The organism is Maridesulfovibrio spiralis (SeqCode), from assembly GCF_048571135.1.
In the GTDB taxonomy this organism is placed as follows: domain Bacteria; phylum Desulfobacterota; class Desulfovibrionia; order Desulfovibrionales; family Desulfovibrionaceae; genus Maridesulfovibrio; species Maridesulfovibrio spiralis.
Window position 1 is genome coordinate 2777265 of record NZ_CP182344.1, and the last position, 17446, is coordinate 2794710.

Here is a 17446-nt window from a genome sequence, read left to right on the forward strand (position 1 = left end):
CCGGCTGTTTGAGGTACCGAAATCACAGCAAGCCAGAGGATTAGACCCTGATGCCAGAAACTTTACCTGTTTATATTGCCCCTTTTGATCTGTTCCTGTTCGGAAAGGGGGAACACTGGGATTTATACCGCATACTCGGAGCGCATTTTGACCTGCATGAAGGTCATGAAGGCTATCGTTTTGCGGTCTGGGCGCCCAATGCCCGTGAAGTTTTTGTGACCGGGGATTTCAACGGCTGGGATAGCCGGGCCAACAAGCTGATGCCCGTGGGTGTATCCGGTATATGGGCCGGGTTTATTCCCGAGGTGAAGCCCGGACAGATGTATAAATATCATGTGGTCCAGAGTGACGGTCATGAGGTTACCAAGACCGACCCCTTCGCCTTTCGCACTGAAATGCGGCCCGGACATGCTGCGGTCACTTGGGGGCTTGAAAACTATGAATGGCAGGATCAGGATTGGATGACTGAGAGGCGCGAAGCCGGTCTGCCTCTTGATAAGCCTATTTCCGTCTATGAGGTGCATCTCGGTTCTTGGAGACGTGAGGACTGGGATTACCGCACCTACCGTCAGCTGACCGAAGAGCTTATTCCCTATGCCAAGGATATGGGTTTTACCCACATTGAATTGATGCCAATAGCCGAACATCCGCTTGATGAGTCCTGGGGCTATCAGACCACCCATTACTATTCGCCGACATCCCGCCACGGTTCGCCCGATGATCTGCGCTATTTTATCGATCAGTGCCATCAGGCCGGGCTGGGAGTTATCCTTGACTGGGTTCCGGGGCATTTTCCCAAGGATGATTGGGGGCTGGGGCGTTTTGACGGAACTGCTCTTTTTGAGCATGCCGATGCCCGCAAAGGCGAGCATCCCGATTGGGGAACCTATATTTTTAATTTCGGGCGTCACGAGGTCTGCAACTTCCTGCTGGCCAATGCCCTTTACTGGTTGAAAGAATTTCATATTGACGGGTTACGCATCGACGCGGTGGCCTCCATGCTTTACCTCGATTATTCGCGCCGTGAAGGGGAGTGGATTCCCAACGAGCACGGCGGTAACGAGAATATCGAAGCTATCGAGCTGCTCAAAAAATTAAATACCGTTGTTCATGAACAGTTCCCCGGCGCCATGATGATTGCCGAGGAATCCACCTCATGGCCCGGCGTGTCCCGCCCGGTCTACGCCGGGGGCCTTGGTTTTACCTTTAAGTGGAATATGGGTTGGATGAACGACACCCTCGATTATATGGAAAAGAGCCCGATTCATCGCTCTTATCATCATAACAACCTGACCTTTTCCATGATCTATGCCTTCAGCGAGAACTTTTTCCTGCCGCTGTCCCACGATGAAGTAGTGCATGGAAAAGGTGCTCTGCTGTCCAAGATGCCCGGAGATATGTGGCAGCAGATGGCAAACCTGCGGCTTCTTTTTTGCTACCAGTGGGCGCATCCCGGCAAGAATCTGCTTTTCATGGGTTGTGAGTTCGGGCAGTGGAATGAGTGGAATTGCCGTCAGGAACTGGACTGGTCCCTCCTTGGCTTTCCCTCGCATCAGGGATTGCGCAACACGGTTATCGACCTGAACCGGGTAATGCACGAAAATCCGGCCATGTATGAACAGGATACTGATTGGTCCGGTTTTGAGTGGGTTGATTTCAACGACTATAAATCTTCGACCATAAGTTTTCTGCGTAAGAGCGAAGGGCAAAGTCCCGTACTCTGGGTATTCAATTTTACCCCGGTGGTACGGACCGGATATTGCCTTGGGTGTCCGCAGGATGGAGATTGGGAAGAAATTTTTAATTCCGATGCTGAAATTTATGGCGGGTCAAATGCCGGAAACATTGGCAGGGTCGAGGCCCGCAAGGCCGGGGATCTCGGCGCGTTTCCCTATTATCTGGAACTGACTCTGCCCCCTCTCGCCGCTATTGCCCTTCGCCCTAAGCAGGCGTAGGGTTGCCTCCGGCGGCCCTTCGGGGACCAGAGGAGAGGGGAAAACCCTTTTGCTAACGCCCAAAAGTGTTTTCCCCTCTCCTCTGGACTCCTCTCTCCTTTCCCAAAAGACGTTTTAGTTATGCTTCGCATGTAGTTTTTTTGGTGCGCTTTTTAAATAATTTTCATGCGAAGCGGCGAAGCCCTAATAAAAGTTTTTGGGAGAGTCCAGAGAACCTTTTTTTCAAAAAAGGTTCTTTGGCCCCCAGAGGGCCGCCGGAGGCAAATCTTTCCATAAAAGTGTGTAGCGCATCAAAGAAGGTTTTCATTATGAAAAAAAATATATGTATCACTTTGGGTGATCCCAACGGATTAGGCCCTGAACTGGCTTGCCGGCTGCTTGCTGAGCGTAAGGCTGAGCGTGCTTTTTTGATGATCGGTCCAGAGAACGGCTTGGAATATCATCTGGACAGGCTGGGTTTGGAAAAATTTTATACTGTGCTGGATGATCCGGAAAAGATTGTTGAGGCCGAGCCGGGATATTATCTTTATTGTCCTGAAGCTCTGCATGACTTTGAACTCAAGGTCGGCGAGGCTGACCCTGAGGGCGGCCGCTGTGCCGGGGAATCCATGGAAGTTGCGATGGACCTGTTGAACAGAAAGGTCTTGGCCGGGCTGGTTACCTGTCCTTTGCACAAGGCCATGCTGCAACTGGCCGGGTTCGATTTTCCGGGACATACGGAATTTCTGGCTACCCGTTCGGGTGTGGGCCGGGAGAACGTGTGCATGCACCTTGGCGGTCCGAAGCTGAAGGTCAGTCTGGTGACTACCCATCCCCGTTTTGTGGATATTCAAGGTCTGGTCACCAAAGAGCGCATTTTGCGCTGCATCGAGCTTACTGATGGTCTGGTGAAATCTTTGGGGCTTGATAAACCCATTGCAGTTTGCGGTTTGAATCCCCATGCCGGGGAATCAGGGCGTATCGGTGATGAGGAAATCAATGTGATTGAGCCAGCTATTGAGGAAGCCCGTGCCCGAGGATTTAATGTGCAGGGTCCGATTCCTGGTGATACTGTGTTTTATTTTGCTGCGCAGGGTGAATACAGCGCGGTGCTGGCCATGTATCATGATCAGGGGCTGGCTCCGCTTAAGCTGCTCCATTTCAGTGAGGCGGTGAACATTACCCTTGGGCTTCCGTTTCCGCGCACCTCGCCGGACCACGGAACCGGATATGATATTACCGGAACCGGAAAGGCTTCTCTGGACAGTTTTGAAGCTGCCATGGATTGTGCAGAAATGATGGTTGATGCTGACAAATCGTAAAAAAGACTTATCTTATATTTAAGACATCATTTTGATGAGTTATCAGGAGGAGATGTTCAGGGTATGGTTTGCCATTCCCGTATGACCGCAGTCCTGTTTTCTGATTTCAGAGGAAGCGGTTGCCTGTTCCGGGCAGGAAGGCAGTTGCGCTTTTTCAGGTTGTCCACTCTGTTTGAGGTTAATTGGCATGCAGTGCTTTCTGTTTATGGCCGGAATTTGTCCGGCAGAGACAGGGATCGGCTATAGAACTTCTTTCGTGGAGCTACGTTGCGGTAAGAAATCTCCTCCTGTTCACATAAATTAAGGTTGTGGTTAGATTGAAATGCGGTGCGCAAAGCGTATCGCATTTCTTTTTTTGTATTTGCCCTTGCTCAACTAGTTGAAAAGGTACATATTTATGTAAACCAAATATGGGGTGCGTACATGATAGCCCGGCATTTGAAAATATTAATCATAATGTTTCTGCTTTTGGTGAGCAGTGTTTCAGGTAAAGCCTTTGCCGGGTCTACTGTTTATTTGGCATCCCTTGACTGGCCTCCGTACGTTGGCGAAAATCTTCCTGAGAAAGGAACCAGCGCGCAGATTATTCGTAAAGCTTTTGCTGCCATGGGCTATGAATTGGAAATACTGTTTCTGCCATGGAAAAGATCCATGCGCATGGTTGACAGAAATCATAAGGTGGTTGGTTATTTCCCGGAATATTATTCCGAAGCTCGGGCCAGGCGGTATTTATTTTCGGACAGCTACGGTTGCAGTCCGGTCAGTTTACTTGAGCTTAAGGAAAAACCGATATCATGGAAAAGAGTGGATGATCTTTCCAGTTTGCAGGTTGGTTTTGTTGCCGGATACGTGAATACGCCTGACCTTGATCAGGCCGTAGCCAACGGAACAATAAAAGCTGATTTTGCTCCGACCGACAAAAGTAACATCATGAAAGTCATGAAGGGGAGAATTGATTGCGCTGTGGTCGATCCCCTCGTTTACGGATATCTGGCCGCAACTGATCATGAGGTTGGCAAACTTAGTAATACTGTTCAGATTGCGCCGCGAGCTTTCGGGGTAAATGATCTTTACGTCGCTTTTAGAAAAGACACGCAGGGACTTTATTATTCTCGAATACTCAATGAAGGTTTGCGTAAAATTGATAACGAAAGATCCTGCAAAAAACAGGATGATCTGTTCTGAGAGGTTGTTGGATGTCTACCAGTGAAGTCCCCCTGCTGAGTTTCGAAACCCCCTCACTTTATCTGTTGTCCCAGTTACTCGATCCTGAAGGCTTATCCGGGGACATTTTTGTTCCTTCCGAGTTTGGTGTGCTGCGTTTTACCCACATGGATCTCATGCAGGAGCGCGGGCGCATACCGCAGCTGATCATTGATTTTGAACTGGAGGACGGTAAATTCCGAGTCGCCTATTTCGGACATGTCTCACCATTCAAACTGCATTCTGTAGAACTTGATCGTGAAGGCGAAACAGCACAGCAACATGTTTTTTCCGAGGGTAGCGAAGTCTGTCTGCCCTTGAAAGCCTGTGATTCTGTCACGGAGTTGCCTTCTGGACTTGATTGGAAGATTGTGGGCGGCAGTCTTTTCCTCTGGAGGTCCTGCCTTGGGTTGCCTAACGCATGTGATGAATCTTTAAGTAAATATTTTTCTAAAATGAAGTCAGTTTCGCGATATCAGTGGACCTGTGAAAGTTACGCAAGGCAGGGGGAAGACATTCTAGAAAAGTGGTCAGCCTCAGTGTCCTGCAATGATGGTGATAATTTAAAAATTTCAATATTTCTTGTTGACGGACTTGTTTCCAAAATCGAATTTTAAATTGCATCAAAATTATTTTTAAAAAAATATACTTGCTTAGTATGAAATACTGCAAAGCTTGACTCAAAACGTTCCCGTAGGTACATCTGCACCTCGTTTTTATCTCGGGGGGAACGTGACTAAACTGAATTTTTGGGGTGAGTTTAAAGACAATGTCCTTGAGGAGTCGTTTCAGAGGGATAAGTGGCCTTCTGTGCGTTTCAGGCTCCTTTTTTTGTATTTCGTGACGGTATTGCTTCTTCTGGCCAGTCTTTACATTGACTATGTGGTCCTCGGTTCTGGAGTCGGGTTCCATACTGTTTTTATGGGCAAGACTGTCCCGTGCCTGTTGAGTGTTTTCGCATTCATTCTGTTGCTGACAGACAAGGTTAGCTTGACAGTGCAGTATGCGGTCATGGCGGCATCAATGTTCTCTGGTCTGATCTCGGAATCAGTTGAACTGCTTGTGAAGGCCTCTGATATCGGAACACTCAGTGTTCCGACTACAGTATTTATCGTTCTGGCTTACTATATACTTCTATCTCCACGGACAATTCCGCCGTTCGTAGCCGCAGTAAGCGGTTCTTTTGTTTATCTCTGCTCTTTATCTTACGTAGTTCCTTTTTCGTCCGCTTCATTTGTAAATTCTGCAATATATATTTTGCTTGCGAATATCTTCGGCAGTTTCTTCTTGTATACTTTCGGCAGGTCTTTGCGCAGGGAGTATGCAGCTATTCAGGATTTGAAGCGGTTGGTGGAATATGATGAACTGACCGGCGTATGCAGCAGACGCAAAGTTCTTGAGGCCGGTGTCGGGCTGTTTAAGTCAGCTCGGCGTTTCGACAGCAAACTGGCAGTCTTGGTCATGGATATCGACCATTTCAAGAAGATAAACGATGAGTTCGGACATCATGTGGGTGATGCGGTTCTCCAAGAGACCACAAAGCGTTGCTCCGATGTGTTGAGGGAAGTCGATTACTTCGGAAGGGTGGGCGGTGAAGAGTTTGTGGTAATCCTGCCTCATTCAAGTCTTTATGATGGGATCAAGGTGGGGGAAAGGTTGCGCAGTTGCATCCGGGAGCGGATGTTCAAAGTGGATGGGACTTATCTGCCTTCATCGGTCAGCATTGGCGTTGCAGAATTGCGTGGACATGAAGATTTTGCTGCTTTGCTGCAGGATGCCGATGAGCAGCTTTACCAGGCCAAGACCAGCGGGAGAAATCAGGTCTGTCCTGCCATGCTCAGGGTTGTGAAGCCGCCGGCACAGTCAATAGAAATTTGTGTTGATTAAAAGAAAGGGGAAGAAAGCATGCTTTCTTCCCCTTTTTGTTTTTATCTGGTGAGCTTTCTGTATTTGATGCGGTGAGGCTGGTCAGCGTCTTTACCGAGTCTCTTTTTGCGGTCTTCTTCGTATTCGGAGTATGAACCTTCATACCAGTATACTGAGGAGTCGCCTTCAAATGCGAGAATGTGGGTAGCGATGCGGTCAAGGAACCAGCGGTCGTGAGAGATAACCAGTACGCAGCCGCCGAAGTTGTTCAGGCCTTCTTCAAGGGCACGCATGGTGTTGACGTCAAGGTCGTTTGTCGGTTCGTCAAGCAGGAGTACGTTGCCGCCTTCCTGAAGCATGAGCGCGAGATGGACCCTGTTGCGCTCACCACCGGAGAGAACCTTGCATTTTTTCTGCTGCTCGGAGCCGGTCAGGTTGAATTTACCGACATAGGCTCGGGCGTTGATTTCACGGTCGCCGAGCTTAACGAATTCATTGCCCCCGGAAATTACGTCGTAAACGGATTTTTCAGGATCAAGAGCGTCGCGGTGCTGGTCAACATGGGTTACCTGTACGGTTTCGCCGATGACAACTTCACCCTTATCCGGCTGTTCCTGCCCGCTGATCATTTTGAACATGGTGGTTTTACCGGCACCGTTGGGACCGATGATACCGACAATTGCCCCGGCGGGAATAATGAAGTTGGTGTTTTCGAGCAGCAGCTTGTCTCCGGCTTGCTTATGCACGCCTTTGAGTTCGATTACCTGCTTGCCGAGTCGCGGTCCCGGCGGGATGTAAAGTTCCAGCTCGCGTGAGTACTCATCGGACTGCTGGTTGGCGAGGGATTCGTACGCACTGATACGGGCCTTGCTTTTGGAACGTCTGCCCTTGGGGGACATGCGGATCCATTCCAGCTCGCGGGCGAGGGTTTTGCGGCGTTTATCGTCGGACTTGGCTTCGTTGGCCAGACGTTTTTCTTTCTGCTCCAGCCAGGAAGAGTAGTTCCCTTTCCAGGGAATGCCCCGGCCACGATCCAGTTCCAAAATCCACCCGGCTACATTATCAAGGAAGTAACGGTCGTGGGTTACTGCGATGATTGTTCCGGCGTAGTTCTGGAGGTGTCTTTCCAGCCATGCAACGGATTCAGCGTCAAGGTGGTTGGTGGGTTCGTCGAGAAGCAGGATGTCCGGCTCTTGAAGCAGCAGGCGGCAGAGTGCCACGCGGCGTTTTTCACCACCGGAGATTACAGAAACAGGAGTGTCGCCGGGGGGGCAGCGCAGGGCGTCCATAGCCATTTCGAGGCGTGAATCGAGATCCCACGCTCCGCAGGCGTCCATTTTTTCCTGCACCGAGGCCTGACGCTCAAGCAGGGCGTCCATTTCTTCAGGTTCCATCGGCTCTGCAAACTGTGCGTTGATTTCGTTGAATTCATTAACGAGTGCAACCACGTCTGCTGCACCTTCTTCAACTACTTCACGAACAGTGCGGGTCTCATCAACCAGCGGTTCCTGCTCAAGGTAACCGATGGTGTAGCCGGGGGAAATGTGGGTTTCGCCCTCGAAACTGTCATCGACTCCGGCCAGAATTTTCAGGAGCGAACTTTTACCGGAACCGTTCAGGCCCAGCACGCCGATTTTTGCCCCGTAAAAATATGAAAGGGAAATATCTTTAAGAATGGGTTTCTTGTCGTAGTACTTACTTACCCGGACCATTGAATATATGATCTTATCAGGTTCGTTACTCATATGTATTACCTCTTTGGTTGCTATTCGCTTTTGCGTTTCCCACTTGTGGCAGAAAAAACGTTCTCAGGCAATGGTTGAGTGGAGCTGTAAATTTTTTGGGATATTATCCGATATCAAGTATGGCAATTAACAATGGATTACTGATTGTCTGTTGTGGGGAGTTTGTGATAAATACTGACTAGGTGTGATTAAAGCAGGTGGTGCTTTTCACTAACCTTTAATGTTGGGAAGTGTGTTTATGCGGGTTAAAAGTATTAATTCTGTTGTTGCTGTACTTATTTTTGTTCTGATTACGATCACCGTTTCCATTGGTGTCTGGTGGGTTGCAGACAGTACTTACCATGCTGTTTTTAAGGAACAGAAGAATGCTATGAGTTCCATGGTTGACCAGTCTGAAAAAGCCCTTGAACTTTATATTGACCAGACATCAGATGTGGTAAAATTGATTGCCAATGGTCAGCCTGCCCACGAAGCTCTCATAGAAGGTAATAGCGCCCCAGCCTCCCGCCAGATGAAGGGGGTCATGGAGTCTTCCGATGCATACTGGGCGGCTTTTGTCTTTGATGCCAAAGGCAAGGTTGTGGCCGGATTTAATGCCAAGGGTAAGGATATGGCCGGGGCGGACCGTTCTTCCCGTGGATATGTTAAAAAAATTCTTTCCGGTACCGATTTTTATATTCAGGACAATATCCTTATCTCCAAGAGCGGCGGCGGGATTATGATTTATGCAATTGCCCATGCTGTGCGGGACTCTTCCGGCAAGATTGTTGGCGGTATCGGTATTTTTCCAAAATGGGAAAAATTTACAAAGAATTTTATTGATCCTTTTCGCATTGGTAAAGACGGCTACAGTTTCATGTTGGATAACAAAGGCCGGGTTATTGCCCATGCTGTTAATAAAAAACTCTACCTGAAAGATATTTCCAAATATGATTTCACCCAAACTGTTCTTTCCAAAAAAGAAGGCGGAACTGCGTATAAGTGGGAAGGACGTAATAAGTATATGGTTTTTAAAACAATGCCCCAAACAGGATGGGCTATTGTAGTCAGTGCTTATGAGGATGATTTGACCGCAGCGGCAACTTACCAGCGGAATGTGCTTTTAGCCGGCGGTGCGGTGGTTGTATTGCTGTTAAGCGCAGTGATGGTTTTTATCCTCAGGAAGCTGGTCCTGCTTCCGGTGGAAAATATCCTCGAATTTTCAACTGAAGTTGCTAAAGGTAATCTTAAAGCTGAATTGCATGGTAATTACAGGTACGAGTTTGAGACTCTTGCAGACAAGATCAATACCATGGTCGCAGAGCTTAAGAATAAGCTTGGTTTTTCAGAAGGAGTGCTCAACGGTCTTACTGTTCCGTGCGCAATTGTTGATCCTGACAATAATGTCCTCTGGGTTAACCAACAAGCATGTGACGTCGTAGACAGCAGTCAAACTCCGGATGAATTAGTCGGTCGATCTGCCAGTGAATTCTTCTTTGGTGATCCTTCCCATAAGACTATGTCCCATGAATCGATCAAACAGAATTCAATGATTGAGAAGGAGATGGAATATACATCCTTGAAAGGTAATTTGAAGCATGTGCTTGTTTCTTCAACTCCGTTCACTGACATGGATATGAACATGCTTGGCGCTGTTACTGTAATCATCGATATGACAGAAATCAGGCAGCAGGGGCTTGCCATTGAAAAACAGAATGAGCGTATAACCGTTGCCGCCGCTGATGCGGAGCAGATTTCACAATCTCTCTCCAGTGCTGCGGAAGAGCTTTCCGCCCAGATTGAGCAGTCCAACCGTGGTGCTCAGGAGCAGCGAGACCGCGTAGCTGAAACTTCTACTGCCATGGAAGAAATGAACGCTACCGTGTTGGAAGTCGCCCAGAATGCCGGTTTGGCTGCTGAAGATGCCGATTCTGCCCGCGATAAGGCCCAGAACGGTGAAAAGCTGGTTCAGCAGATGATTGAGTCTGCTGACGGGGTTCGTTCGCAGGCTGATGCTCTCAAGGAATCTATGGAGCAGCTTGGTGTGGAAGCTACTGAAATAGGTAACGTACTCGGTGTTATCAACGATATTGCCGATCAGACCAACCTGCTGGCCCTTAATGCCGCTATTGAAGCCGCAAGGGCCGGGGAGGCCGGGCGCGGGTTCGCAGTGGTTGCCGATGAAGTTCGCAAGCTGGCCGAAAATACCATGTCTGCTACCGGAGAAGTCGGAAATGCCATTACCAAGATTCAAAATATGACCAAAAAGAATATCTCCGCTACTGAGGATGCTGCTGATTCCGCTCAACGCAGTAGTGAGTTAGCTAATGAATCCGGTCAGACTCTGGCTGAGATCGTAAAGCTGGTGGTTAATGCTTCGGATCAGGTCCGGGCCATTGCTACAGCGGCTGAGCAGCAGTCCGCAACCAGTGAGGAAATTAACCGGGCTACAGAGGATATCAGCAGGATTTCACTTGAGACTTCACAGGTAATGAGTGAATCCGCCAATGCTGTGCAGGAAGTGTCCGGAATGGCCTCAAACCTTAATCGCGTTATTGAGGATATTCAGCCCGATAAGTAGGACCGTCTACTAACAATTTGCAAATCCTCCTTCGCTAATCCTGAGCGAAGGAGGATTTCTTTTTTTAATTCATCTTGCCAGCAGAACTGGGCAGAGTTAAGATCGGGCGATTAATGGAGAAAATTATGAATGATAAGCAAAAAGAAGAACTTAAAAATAAAATTAAAACTGAAATTGCAAACCTTACCAAGCAGGTAAGAGCACTGGAAGAGACAGTTGATCCTGTCAAGCCTGACGCGGCTATAGGCAGACTCTCTCGGCTTGATACAATGCTTAACCAGGGGATCAACAAAAGTTCCATCGCCCAGTCTAGGCAGAGGATTCTTAATCTTGAAGATGCCCTGAACCGTCTGGAAAAAGAATCATTTTTCGGTGAATGTGAAGAGTGTGGGGAGGACATCCCCCTTGTGCGGCTGCTTGCTTTGCCTGAAAGTAGATACTGTGTGCATTGCGCCGAGCACTTAGGTGAATAAGCGGGGGACTGGTTGTGGGAATTGCTTCTGATCTGGTCATTATTATTGTAGCGGGTATGCTGGGCGGCCTTGTTGCCCGTATGATGCGTCAGCCCTTGTTGCTTGGTTATATTGTTGCCGGGGTGCTGGTCGGTCCCTATACCGGTGGAATCACTATCTCCGGTGTTCATGAAATTGAGTTGCTGGCGGAAATCGGGGTGGCTCTGCTGTTGTTTACCCTTGGCATCGAGTTTTCTATCAAGGAACTCAAACCTGTGCGTCATGTGGCTCTGATAGGCACGCCACTGCAGATTGTCCTGACCATGGCTTTCGGTTGGACTGTTGGACAGTTCATGGGCTGGGATTCTCATCTTTCAACATGGTTCGGGGCTTTTATCGCGCTTTCCAGTACCATGGTTGTGCTTAAAACACTTGAGAGCAAAGGGTTGGTCGGAACCCTTTCCAGCCGGGTTATGCTGGGAATGTTGGTCGTGCAGGATATTGCCATCGTGCCTATGCTGATCATCATGCCCCAGTTGGGCTCAGAGTCCTTCGGCATGCAGGAACTAGCCTATGCAGGGGTCAAGACGGTACTTTTTCTTGTTTCTATGTTCATGCTCGGCTCACGGGTTATCCCCGGATTCATGCGGATCGTAGCCGGCTGGAATTCCCGGGAAATGTTTATGCTTTCCTGCAGTGCTATCGGTCTGGGAGTCGGCTATGCAACCCACTCTCTCGGACTTTCATTTGCTTTCGGTGCTTTTGTGGCCGGGATGGTGCTCAGTGAATCACGTTACGCGTATCAGGCTTTGAGCGATATCCTGCCCTTGCGCGATATTTTCAGTCTTATCTTCTTTGCGTCCGTGGGTATGCTTATTGATCCTTTTTACCTTTGGGACCACATCGGGACCATTTTAATTTTGGCTGTGGCCATTCTTATCGGTAAAGGGCTTGTTTTCGGTTCCATGGCCTTTCTTTTCCGTTACCGCAACATCATTCCGTTAGCATTGGGGTTCGGGATGTTTCAGGTCGGTGAGCTTTCTTTTCTGCTCTTGCAGCAGGGGACGGAATCAGGTTCCTTTCCCAGAGAATATTTTCCGCTTTTCATGGGAGTAGGAATCGTGACCATGCTGCTCACTCCGGTTATGGCGTCATGTACGGGGCCTATTTATTCCATGTTACGCAGCCGGAGCAAGACCGACCCCCTGCAGACTGTCAACCTGCCGGAAAGTGAACTGGACGGCCATGTGGTTATTCTCGGATACGGGCGGTTTGGTTCATATGTTTCCGAGTCACTGCGGGAGATAGATATTCCTAATGTTGTGGTAGAACTTAATGCCAATAAGGTTGAAGAGGCTGCAGATGCCGGAAGGGCTGTAATTTACGGTGATGCCGGACAGGAGATAGTTCTTGAAGCCGCCCGCATATCCCGTGCGCGCATGGTTCTATTGACCATCCCTTCAGTGCGCGGTTCCAATTCCGTGTTGGAGAAGGTCTATCATATGGCTCCGCAATGTCCTGTTGTTGCTCTTTCCCGTAACCCGGAACATCTGGAGGTTCTCAACAAACTGGGCGTGCATCATATCATTATGCCTGAGTTCGAGACCGGATTGGAGATGGTCCGCCAGACCCTGTTTAATTTTTGTATGCCTCCGGTGGAAATTCAGAATGTAATGGATTCCATGCGCCGGGAAAGGTATACCACTGACGTGGAACTCAACTATCCTAAAGCAGCACAACTTTCACGGCTTAGCAGGGCAGCGGAATCCATCAACCTGAACTGGGTTGAAGTTGATCCTGATGCTGAGATTGTGGACCGTTCCCTTGCCGGAAGTAAGATACGTACAGTAACCGGAGTCTCTGTAGCCGGTGTTCTACGAGAGGATCATTTTATTCAGAATCCAGACGGAGCTTTTAAATTTATGGCCGGAGACATTGTAGGTGTCCTTGGCGGACGTGATAATATTGAAAGATTCAGGTGTCTTGCCACACCTCCGAAATGTGAGCTTAAAGAGGTTTAATATGATTGGTAGAAGAGTTTATATCGTTTTTTTGATCCTGCTGGCAGCCATGGTGTCCGGCTGTGCCAAAAACAGTATTCCCGATCCTGAGGGGATTGGCACTGCTCCCCGTTACTGTCCCGGTCCTGTGGATGTACTCAGCTATTTCGAAGGTATCCCTTACCGTGGGGATGCAGCCATCAATCATAACGGAAAATTTACCCTTTTTGCCCAGCCGGAAACCATGTTGGAAAAGCCGGGGCTGAACTGCAGCGGCTTTACCGTGGCAGCTTCGCGTTATTTTTTCAGCCGCAACTATTATCTTTCCGATACCATCATTGACCGCCTTGCGGACAGTGGTCCGGATTCCCCTTACGGTCAGGACTGGGATTTCGGTTATGATCTCATCCTCAACATCACCGAGGGATTTCAGCGCAGGGCAGTGTTACCCTTCGGCGAAACTGCGGTAATTGAAGAAAACGACGGTATGAGCCTGCGTGGTTTTGGACTCAGCGACCGCACGGCATGGGCGGACGTAATCACACAGATGACCCCGGGCCATGTTTATCTTTTCTCCATGAACAAACCCATAAAATTCAAAAATTACAAATTACTTCATTATCATGTGGGTGTAATTGTCCCTGATGGGAAAGGTCATGTCTGGCTTTGCCATGCCACAAGAAAAAGCGGGGTCAACAAGGTTGATATTTTGAATCCCGCAAATCTTGAAGCTGTTATCAAGGCCAATCCTGATACAGATCTGGGACCGCGCAAGATTCTGATCATTGAAGCACCGTTGAAACTCTAAAAGGCAGGGGAAATATGTTTGCTGATAATGTGTTATTCGCCTTCGGTCTGACAGTTTTTGCCGGGCTATCAACCGGAATCGGCTCTGCGCTGGCTTTTTTTGCCAAGCGCACCAATCCCCAGTTCTTGTCTCTGTCTCTGGGATTCTCTGCCGGGGTGATGATTTATGTCTCTTTCATGGAGATTATGGTCAAAGCCAAAGAGGCCCTGCAGGCTGATATGGGGGAAGTCGCGGGGACATGGACAGCGGTGATTGCGTTCTTCGGGGGCATTGCTCTCATTGCCCTTATCGATAAGCTGGTTCCTTCCTACGAAAACCCGCACGAAATGCATCGTATCGAAGAGATGAATCCTGATAATTTTGAGCAGGGTTCCGGGGTCGCAGAGTCAGGCGCTCTTGAGAGCGATCTGGGCAAGCGCAAGCTTTTCCGCATGGGTACAATGGCCGCGCTGGCAATCGGTATTCACAACTTTCCTGAAGGACTGGCTACCTTCACTGCCGCGCTTAGTGATCCCAGCCTTGGTATTGCAATTGCCGTTGCTATCGCCATTCACAACATTCCCGAAGGTATCGCTGTTTCCGTGCCCATCTACTATGCCACCGGGGATAAGAAAAAAGCCTTTATCTACTCTTTCCTGTCCGGTCTGGCAGAACCTGTTGGCGCAACCGTAGGTTATCTGTTGCTGATGCCGTTCATGTCTGAGACAGTATTCGGTATCATTTTTGCCGGAGTTGCCGGGATTATGGTTTTTATCTCACTTGATGAGCTTTTGCCCGCAGCTGAAGAGTACGGGGAACATCATCTGTCTATCTACGGGTTGGTCAGCGGTATGGCTGTGATGGCTCTGTCTTTGTTGTTATTTTTGTAGAATCCGGTGGTAATCAATTTGATTTTGTGGGATTGTTAAGCCCTGCTGACTTTTCATACAGGAGTTCATAATGGCTAAGAAAAATATAGGTATTCAGGGTTTTACCCTGCCGATGCCCCAGACGATTCTGGGTACACGTCATGAAGGGCGTAATAATTTTATGGCACTGGCTTGGGTCTCACGGGTCAATTACAATCCGTCATTGATGATGATTTCCGTGGGCAAGCGTCATTTCTCCAATCTGGCAATCAAAGCCAGCGGAGAATTCAGTGTGAACGTGCCTTCGGTTGATATGGTCGAGGTTACGGATTTCGTGGGCCTTGTGTCCGGTAACAAGCTGGATAAGTCGGCTCTTTTTGAAGTGCAGGCAGGGTTGTTGCAGAATGCCCCGGTGATCAGCAAATGCCCGGTGGCAATCGAATGCAAGGTATTTGATTCAATGGAACTGCCGAACGATACACTTTTTGTCGGTGAAGTTGTTGCCACATGGTGCGACGAAGATGTGCTCACCGATGACGCACCGGATATCAAGAAGGTGAATCCTATCACCCTGACCATGCCCGATAACCGCTATTGGGGAGTCGGGGATTGTGTCGGGCGAGCCTGGCACGACGGGAAGAAATTGAAATAATACAGAGTATTTAAAGTAAAAAAAAAGATCGCAATCTTGTCAGAAAGATTGCGATCTTTTTTTGTGGTCCAGTAATTCCGGCGAAGCCTAATAAAAGGTTTTAAGCCCCCGGAGGGACCGTCGGTAGACTTCCCCGAAAGGGCCGCCGGAGGCATTCTTACTTCATATAATGTTTGTAGCAGGCCAGGGCATTCATGGCGAAGAGCGAAGTCGTAACCTCACTTCCGACAATGATCCTTGTAGGATGGCGGACCATGGTCCATTCGTAGGCTTTGAAGGGATGCTTGAAGCAGCCTTCGCCGAGGTGGTCGTGTAAAACTTTTATGCCCCTTTCGATTAGCCCGTCCCCGCGGTTGGGGTAACGCAGCAGGCAGAGTGTCGCTACGGCGAGCGATGCGTCAAAGGGGTTAAGGGTCGCGCCGAGCATGTCGTATGCGCAGTAGTGCATTGCTGCGGCCCTAATCTGCTCAACTTTGCCGTTCGGGTCGATGAGCTTTCTTTCATCCTCAGGGATGGTCAGCCAAGTGTCGTAAAGGCGTCCGGCATAGCTGACGTAGATTTCAGGCAGATAGAAACGTACCGCGCTGTCCTGCTTGAAATTGCCGCTTATGAAAGCATTGTGATGGAAAGTCAGAAATCTTTGCAGGGTTGCCAGATTTTCACCTTCCAGTGCGTTCCACTGGTAGCGGTTGGCGAGGATGGACTCAAATATATCCATGTTGTGTCCGGGGCAGATTTCATTACCCAGCGTTTCGCGCACAATGCGACCGTCTTCGTTGTGCTTTTTGAACGGCTTGTCGAACCAGAGCGGCACGGAACCGAAATAGTCCAGCGGACGGGTCATGGTTATGGTCGGCGGATTGGTCTTGTTTCCGCCGCCGATCTGATATTCATTGATGATCTCCACCCACGGGAAATCCAGAAATGCTTCGGCAGCACGCAGCAGTTCCTGATTAGCGGGCAGATTTTTCTCTTTTACGAGGTCCAGCCATTTGCGGGACATGGCCAGCGCGAGAAAAGTCGTGTCCACATCTGGTACGTAATCGTCAAAGCCCAGTTCTTTTTTGGCTTTCCAGTCGCGGGGTTTGAGGTTGCACAGCGGCTGGCCGTTGCCGTCTTTGGGCAGGCAGGTGATCGCCGGATGCTTGATGCCGGAGCTGGGTGTATTCAGCCATTCCATGCTGGTCACGATCAGGAAATGGAGGATGGATTCCAGCATTTCCTTAAGCTTTTCCTGCTCTGCTTTGGGCAGCTCTTCCAGAATGTAGAGATTGTAGATCTGCTCCCAGAAAATATCGTCGTAAAATCCGGTACGGTGGGTGATCCATGAAACACGCATGGAAAGTGGTTCGGCAATGCCTTTCCACGGGCGGCGGAAGATTTTCAGGGCTAAAGGATTGGAATGCAGGAAGCAGCGCATAAGACCGAAGAGCAGGTTGATGTTCTGAAATTCGTATGATCCCAGCCCGGTCATGATGTTCATGAAATTCTCACCGTCGCAGATGGAATCACCGGGCATGATCACCTGTGCGGAAACCGGGAAAAAGGGGTCTTTGGGATTCTTATCCCAGACCCGGATGATGTCGGAAAGGACAGCATCCAATACTTTATTTACTTCGGCTTCGCGCATGCGCGGGGGCTGGGTGTCGGCTTTCTCACGGATACGCCACTGGGGGTCCTGAATTCTGTCCAGCAGGCCGGCAAGCGGCGCAAAGGTGGTTTCAATCCATTCCTTATCCTGCCAGTTTTCATAGGTGGCCTGCATGGCCGCTTCCATCATCTGTTGGTATTGGCCTATCTTGCTCGGGAAAATTGCCGGATGGCTGCACCAGCGCAGAATAAAATGTTTAAAGAGCGGGTTGCCGAAAAGTTTTTTGTAGAGTTTCTGTAAATTCTTACCGGGCACTGTGGGATTAGCAGCATTTAAAATCGGCCCATCACAAATGTCATAGATAGTAGCGTTTCTCACATGATCTCCATTTTTTTTGTTAAAACTCCCTACCAAAGCAGGCCGTGTCTTGCAATCTATTGAGGCTGCATGTAGTGTCCTTTGTAA

The 17446-nt window shown here is 49.1% G+C and carries 14 protein-coding genes; 11 read left to right on the plus strand and 3 right to left on the minus strand.

Annotated features, from left to right (window positions below; translation table 11 throughout):
* Positions 1-50: 50 nt before the first annotated feature.
* Both glgB and pdxA read left to right on the plus strand, forming a co-directional pair.
* A complete protein-coding gene (glgB, locus tag ACNI29_RS12495) occupies positions 51-1955 on the plus strand; it encodes a 1,4-alpha-glucan branching protein GlgB (RefSeq protein ID WP_419778702.1) in 1905 nt (634 codons plus the stop codon).
* Between the two features lie 308 nt (positions 1956-2263).
* A complete protein-coding gene (gene pdxA / locus ACNI29_RS12500) occupies positions 2264-3256 on the plus strand; it encodes a 4-hydroxythreonine-4-phosphate dehydrogenase PdxA (protein WP_419778703.1) in 993 nt (330 codons plus the stop codon).
* A gap of 42 nt (positions 3257-3298) precedes the next feature.
* Here the strand turns inward: pdxA and ACNI29_RS12505 are convergent, their stop codons facing one another.
* A complete protein-coding gene (locus ACNI29_RS12505; protein ID WP_419778704.1) occupies positions 3299-3445 on the minus strand; it encodes a hypothetical protein in 147 nt (48 codons plus the stop codon).
* A 267-nt stretch (positions 3446-3712) separates the two neighbouring features.
* Here ACNI29_RS12505 and ACNI29_RS12510 point away from each other — a divergent pair, with 267 nt between their 5' ends.
* The 3 genes from ACNI29_RS12510 (at position 3713) to ACNI29_RS12520 (ending at position 6346) form a co-directional block, all read left to right on the plus strand.
* Positions 3713-4441: a substrate-binding periplasmic protein gene (locus ACNI29_RS12510; protein WP_419778705.1), complete on the plus strand. Its 729-nt coding sequence runs from the start codon at positions 3713-3715 to the stop codon at positions 4439-4441.
* Positions 4442-4452: 11 nt separating this feature from the next.
* A complete protein-coding gene (locus ACNI29_RS12515) occupies positions 4453-5076 on the plus strand; it encodes a hypothetical protein (protein ID WP_419778706.1) in 624 nt (207 codons plus the stop codon).
* A gap of 115 nt (positions 5077-5191) precedes the next feature.
* Positions 5192-6346: a GGDEF domain-containing protein gene (locus ACNI29_RS12520; protein WP_419778707.1), complete on the plus strand. Its 1155-nt coding sequence runs from the start codon at positions 5192-5194 to the stop codon at positions 6344-6346.
* Between the two features lie 41 nt (positions 6347-6387).
* Here the strand turns inward: ACNI29_RS12520 and ettA are convergent, their stop codons facing one another.
* Complete coding sequence (gene ettA / locus ACNI29_RS12525) at positions 6388-8070, minus strand: energy-dependent translational throttle protein EttA (protein WP_419778708.1); 1683 nt, start codon at positions 8068-8070, stop codon at positions 6388-6390.
* Between the two features lie 238 nt (positions 8071-8308).
* On the opposite strand from ettA, the gene ACNI29_RS12530 reads away from it, so the two are divergent.
* From ACNI29_RS12530 to ACNI29_RS12555, 6 genes are all read left to right on the plus strand, one after another.
* Complete coding sequence (locus ACNI29_RS12530; RefSeq protein ID WP_419778709.1) at positions 8309-10630, plus strand: methyl-accepting chemotaxis protein; 2322 nt, start codon at positions 8309-8311, stop codon at positions 10628-10630.
* Between the two features lie 125 nt (positions 10631-10755).
* Positions 10756-11103 (plus strand): TraR/DksA family transcriptional regulator, encoded by a 348-nt coding sequence (locus tag ACNI29_RS12535; RefSeq protein WP_419778710.1) that lies wholly within the window; start codon positions 10756-10758, stop codon positions 11101-11103.
* A 14-nt stretch (positions 11104-11117) separates the two neighbouring features.
* Complete coding sequence (locus tag ACNI29_RS12540; protein WP_419778711.1) at positions 11118-13103, plus strand: monovalent cation:proton antiporter family protein; 1986 nt, start codon at positions 11118-11120, stop codon at positions 13101-13103.
* A gap of 1 nt (position 13104) precedes the next feature.
* Positions 13105-13890, plus strand: coding sequence for a hypothetical protein (locus ACNI29_RS12545; protein WP_419778712.1), 786 nt, complete (start codon positions 13105-13107; stop codon positions 13888-13890).
* A 14-nt stretch (positions 13891-13904) separates the two neighbouring features.
* The gene (gene zupT, locus ACNI29_RS12550; RefSeq protein ID WP_419778713.1) at positions 13905-14759 is read left to right on the plus strand and encodes a zinc transporter ZupT; all 855 of its coding nucleotides are present in this window, start codon (positions 13905-13907) and stop codon (positions 14757-14759) included.
* 70 nt (positions 14760-14829) lie between these two features.
* A complete protein-coding gene (locus ACNI29_RS12555) occupies positions 14830-15390 on the plus strand; it encodes a flavin reductase family protein (protein WP_419778714.1) in 561 nt (186 codons plus the stop codon).
* A 157-nt stretch (positions 15391-15547) separates the two neighbouring features.
* On the opposite strand, the gene ACNI29_RS12560 is transcribed toward ACNI29_RS12555, so the two are convergent.
* Positions 15548-17359 carry a hypothetical protein gene (locus ACNI29_RS12560; protein WP_419778715.1) on the minus strand — a complete coding sequence of 604 codons (1812 nt, stop codon included), beginning with the start codon at positions 17357-17359 and terminating at the stop codon, positions 15548-15550.
* Between the last annotated feature and the right edge of the window lie 87 nt (positions 17360-17446).

Excerpts from the sequence above, each read along its gene's own strand:
- glgB (WP_419778702.1), top strand. The coding sequence starts at position 51 with ATGCCAGAAACTTTACCTGTTTATATTGCCCCTTTTGATCTGTTCCTG.
- pdxA (WP_419778703.1), top strand. The coding sequence starts at position 2,264 with ATGAAAAAAAATATATGTATCACTTTGGGTGATCCCAACGGATTAGGC.
- ACNI29_RS12505 (WP_419778704.1), bottom strand. The coding sequence starts at position 3,445 with ATGCCAATTAACCTCAAACAGAGTGGACAACCTGAAAAAGCGCAACTG.
- ACNI29_RS12510 (WP_419778705.1), top strand. The coding sequence starts at position 3,713 with ATGTTTCTGCTTTTGGTGAGCAGTGTTTCAGGTAAAGCCTTTGCCGGG.
- ACNI29_RS12515 (WP_419778706.1), top strand. The coding sequence starts at position 4,453 with ATGTCTACCAGTGAAGTCCCCCTGCTGAGTTTCGAAACCCCCTCACTT.
- ettA (WP_419778708.1), bottom strand. The coding sequence starts at position 8,070 with ATGAGTAACGAACCTGATAAGATCATATATTCAATGGTCCGGGTAAGT.
- ACNI29_RS12530 (WP_419778709.1), top strand. The coding sequence starts at position 8,309 with ATGCGGGTTAAAAGTATTAATTCTGTTGTTGCTGTACTTATTTTTGTT.
- ACNI29_RS12535 (WP_419778710.1), top strand. The coding sequence starts at position 10,756 with ATGAATGATAAGCAAAAAGAAGAACTTAAAAATAAAATTAAAACTGAA.
- ACNI29_RS12545 (WP_419778712.1), top strand. The coding sequence starts at position 13,105 with ATGATTGGTAGAAGAGTTTATATCGTTTTTTTGATCCTGCTGGCAGCC.
- zupT (WP_419778713.1), top strand. The coding sequence starts at position 13,905 with ATGTTTGCTGATAATGTGTTATTCGCCTTCGGTCTGACAGTTTTTGCC.
- ACNI29_RS12555 (WP_419778714.1), top strand. The coding sequence starts at position 14,830 with ATGGCTAAGAAAAATATAGGTATTCAGGGTTTTACCCTGCCGATGCCC.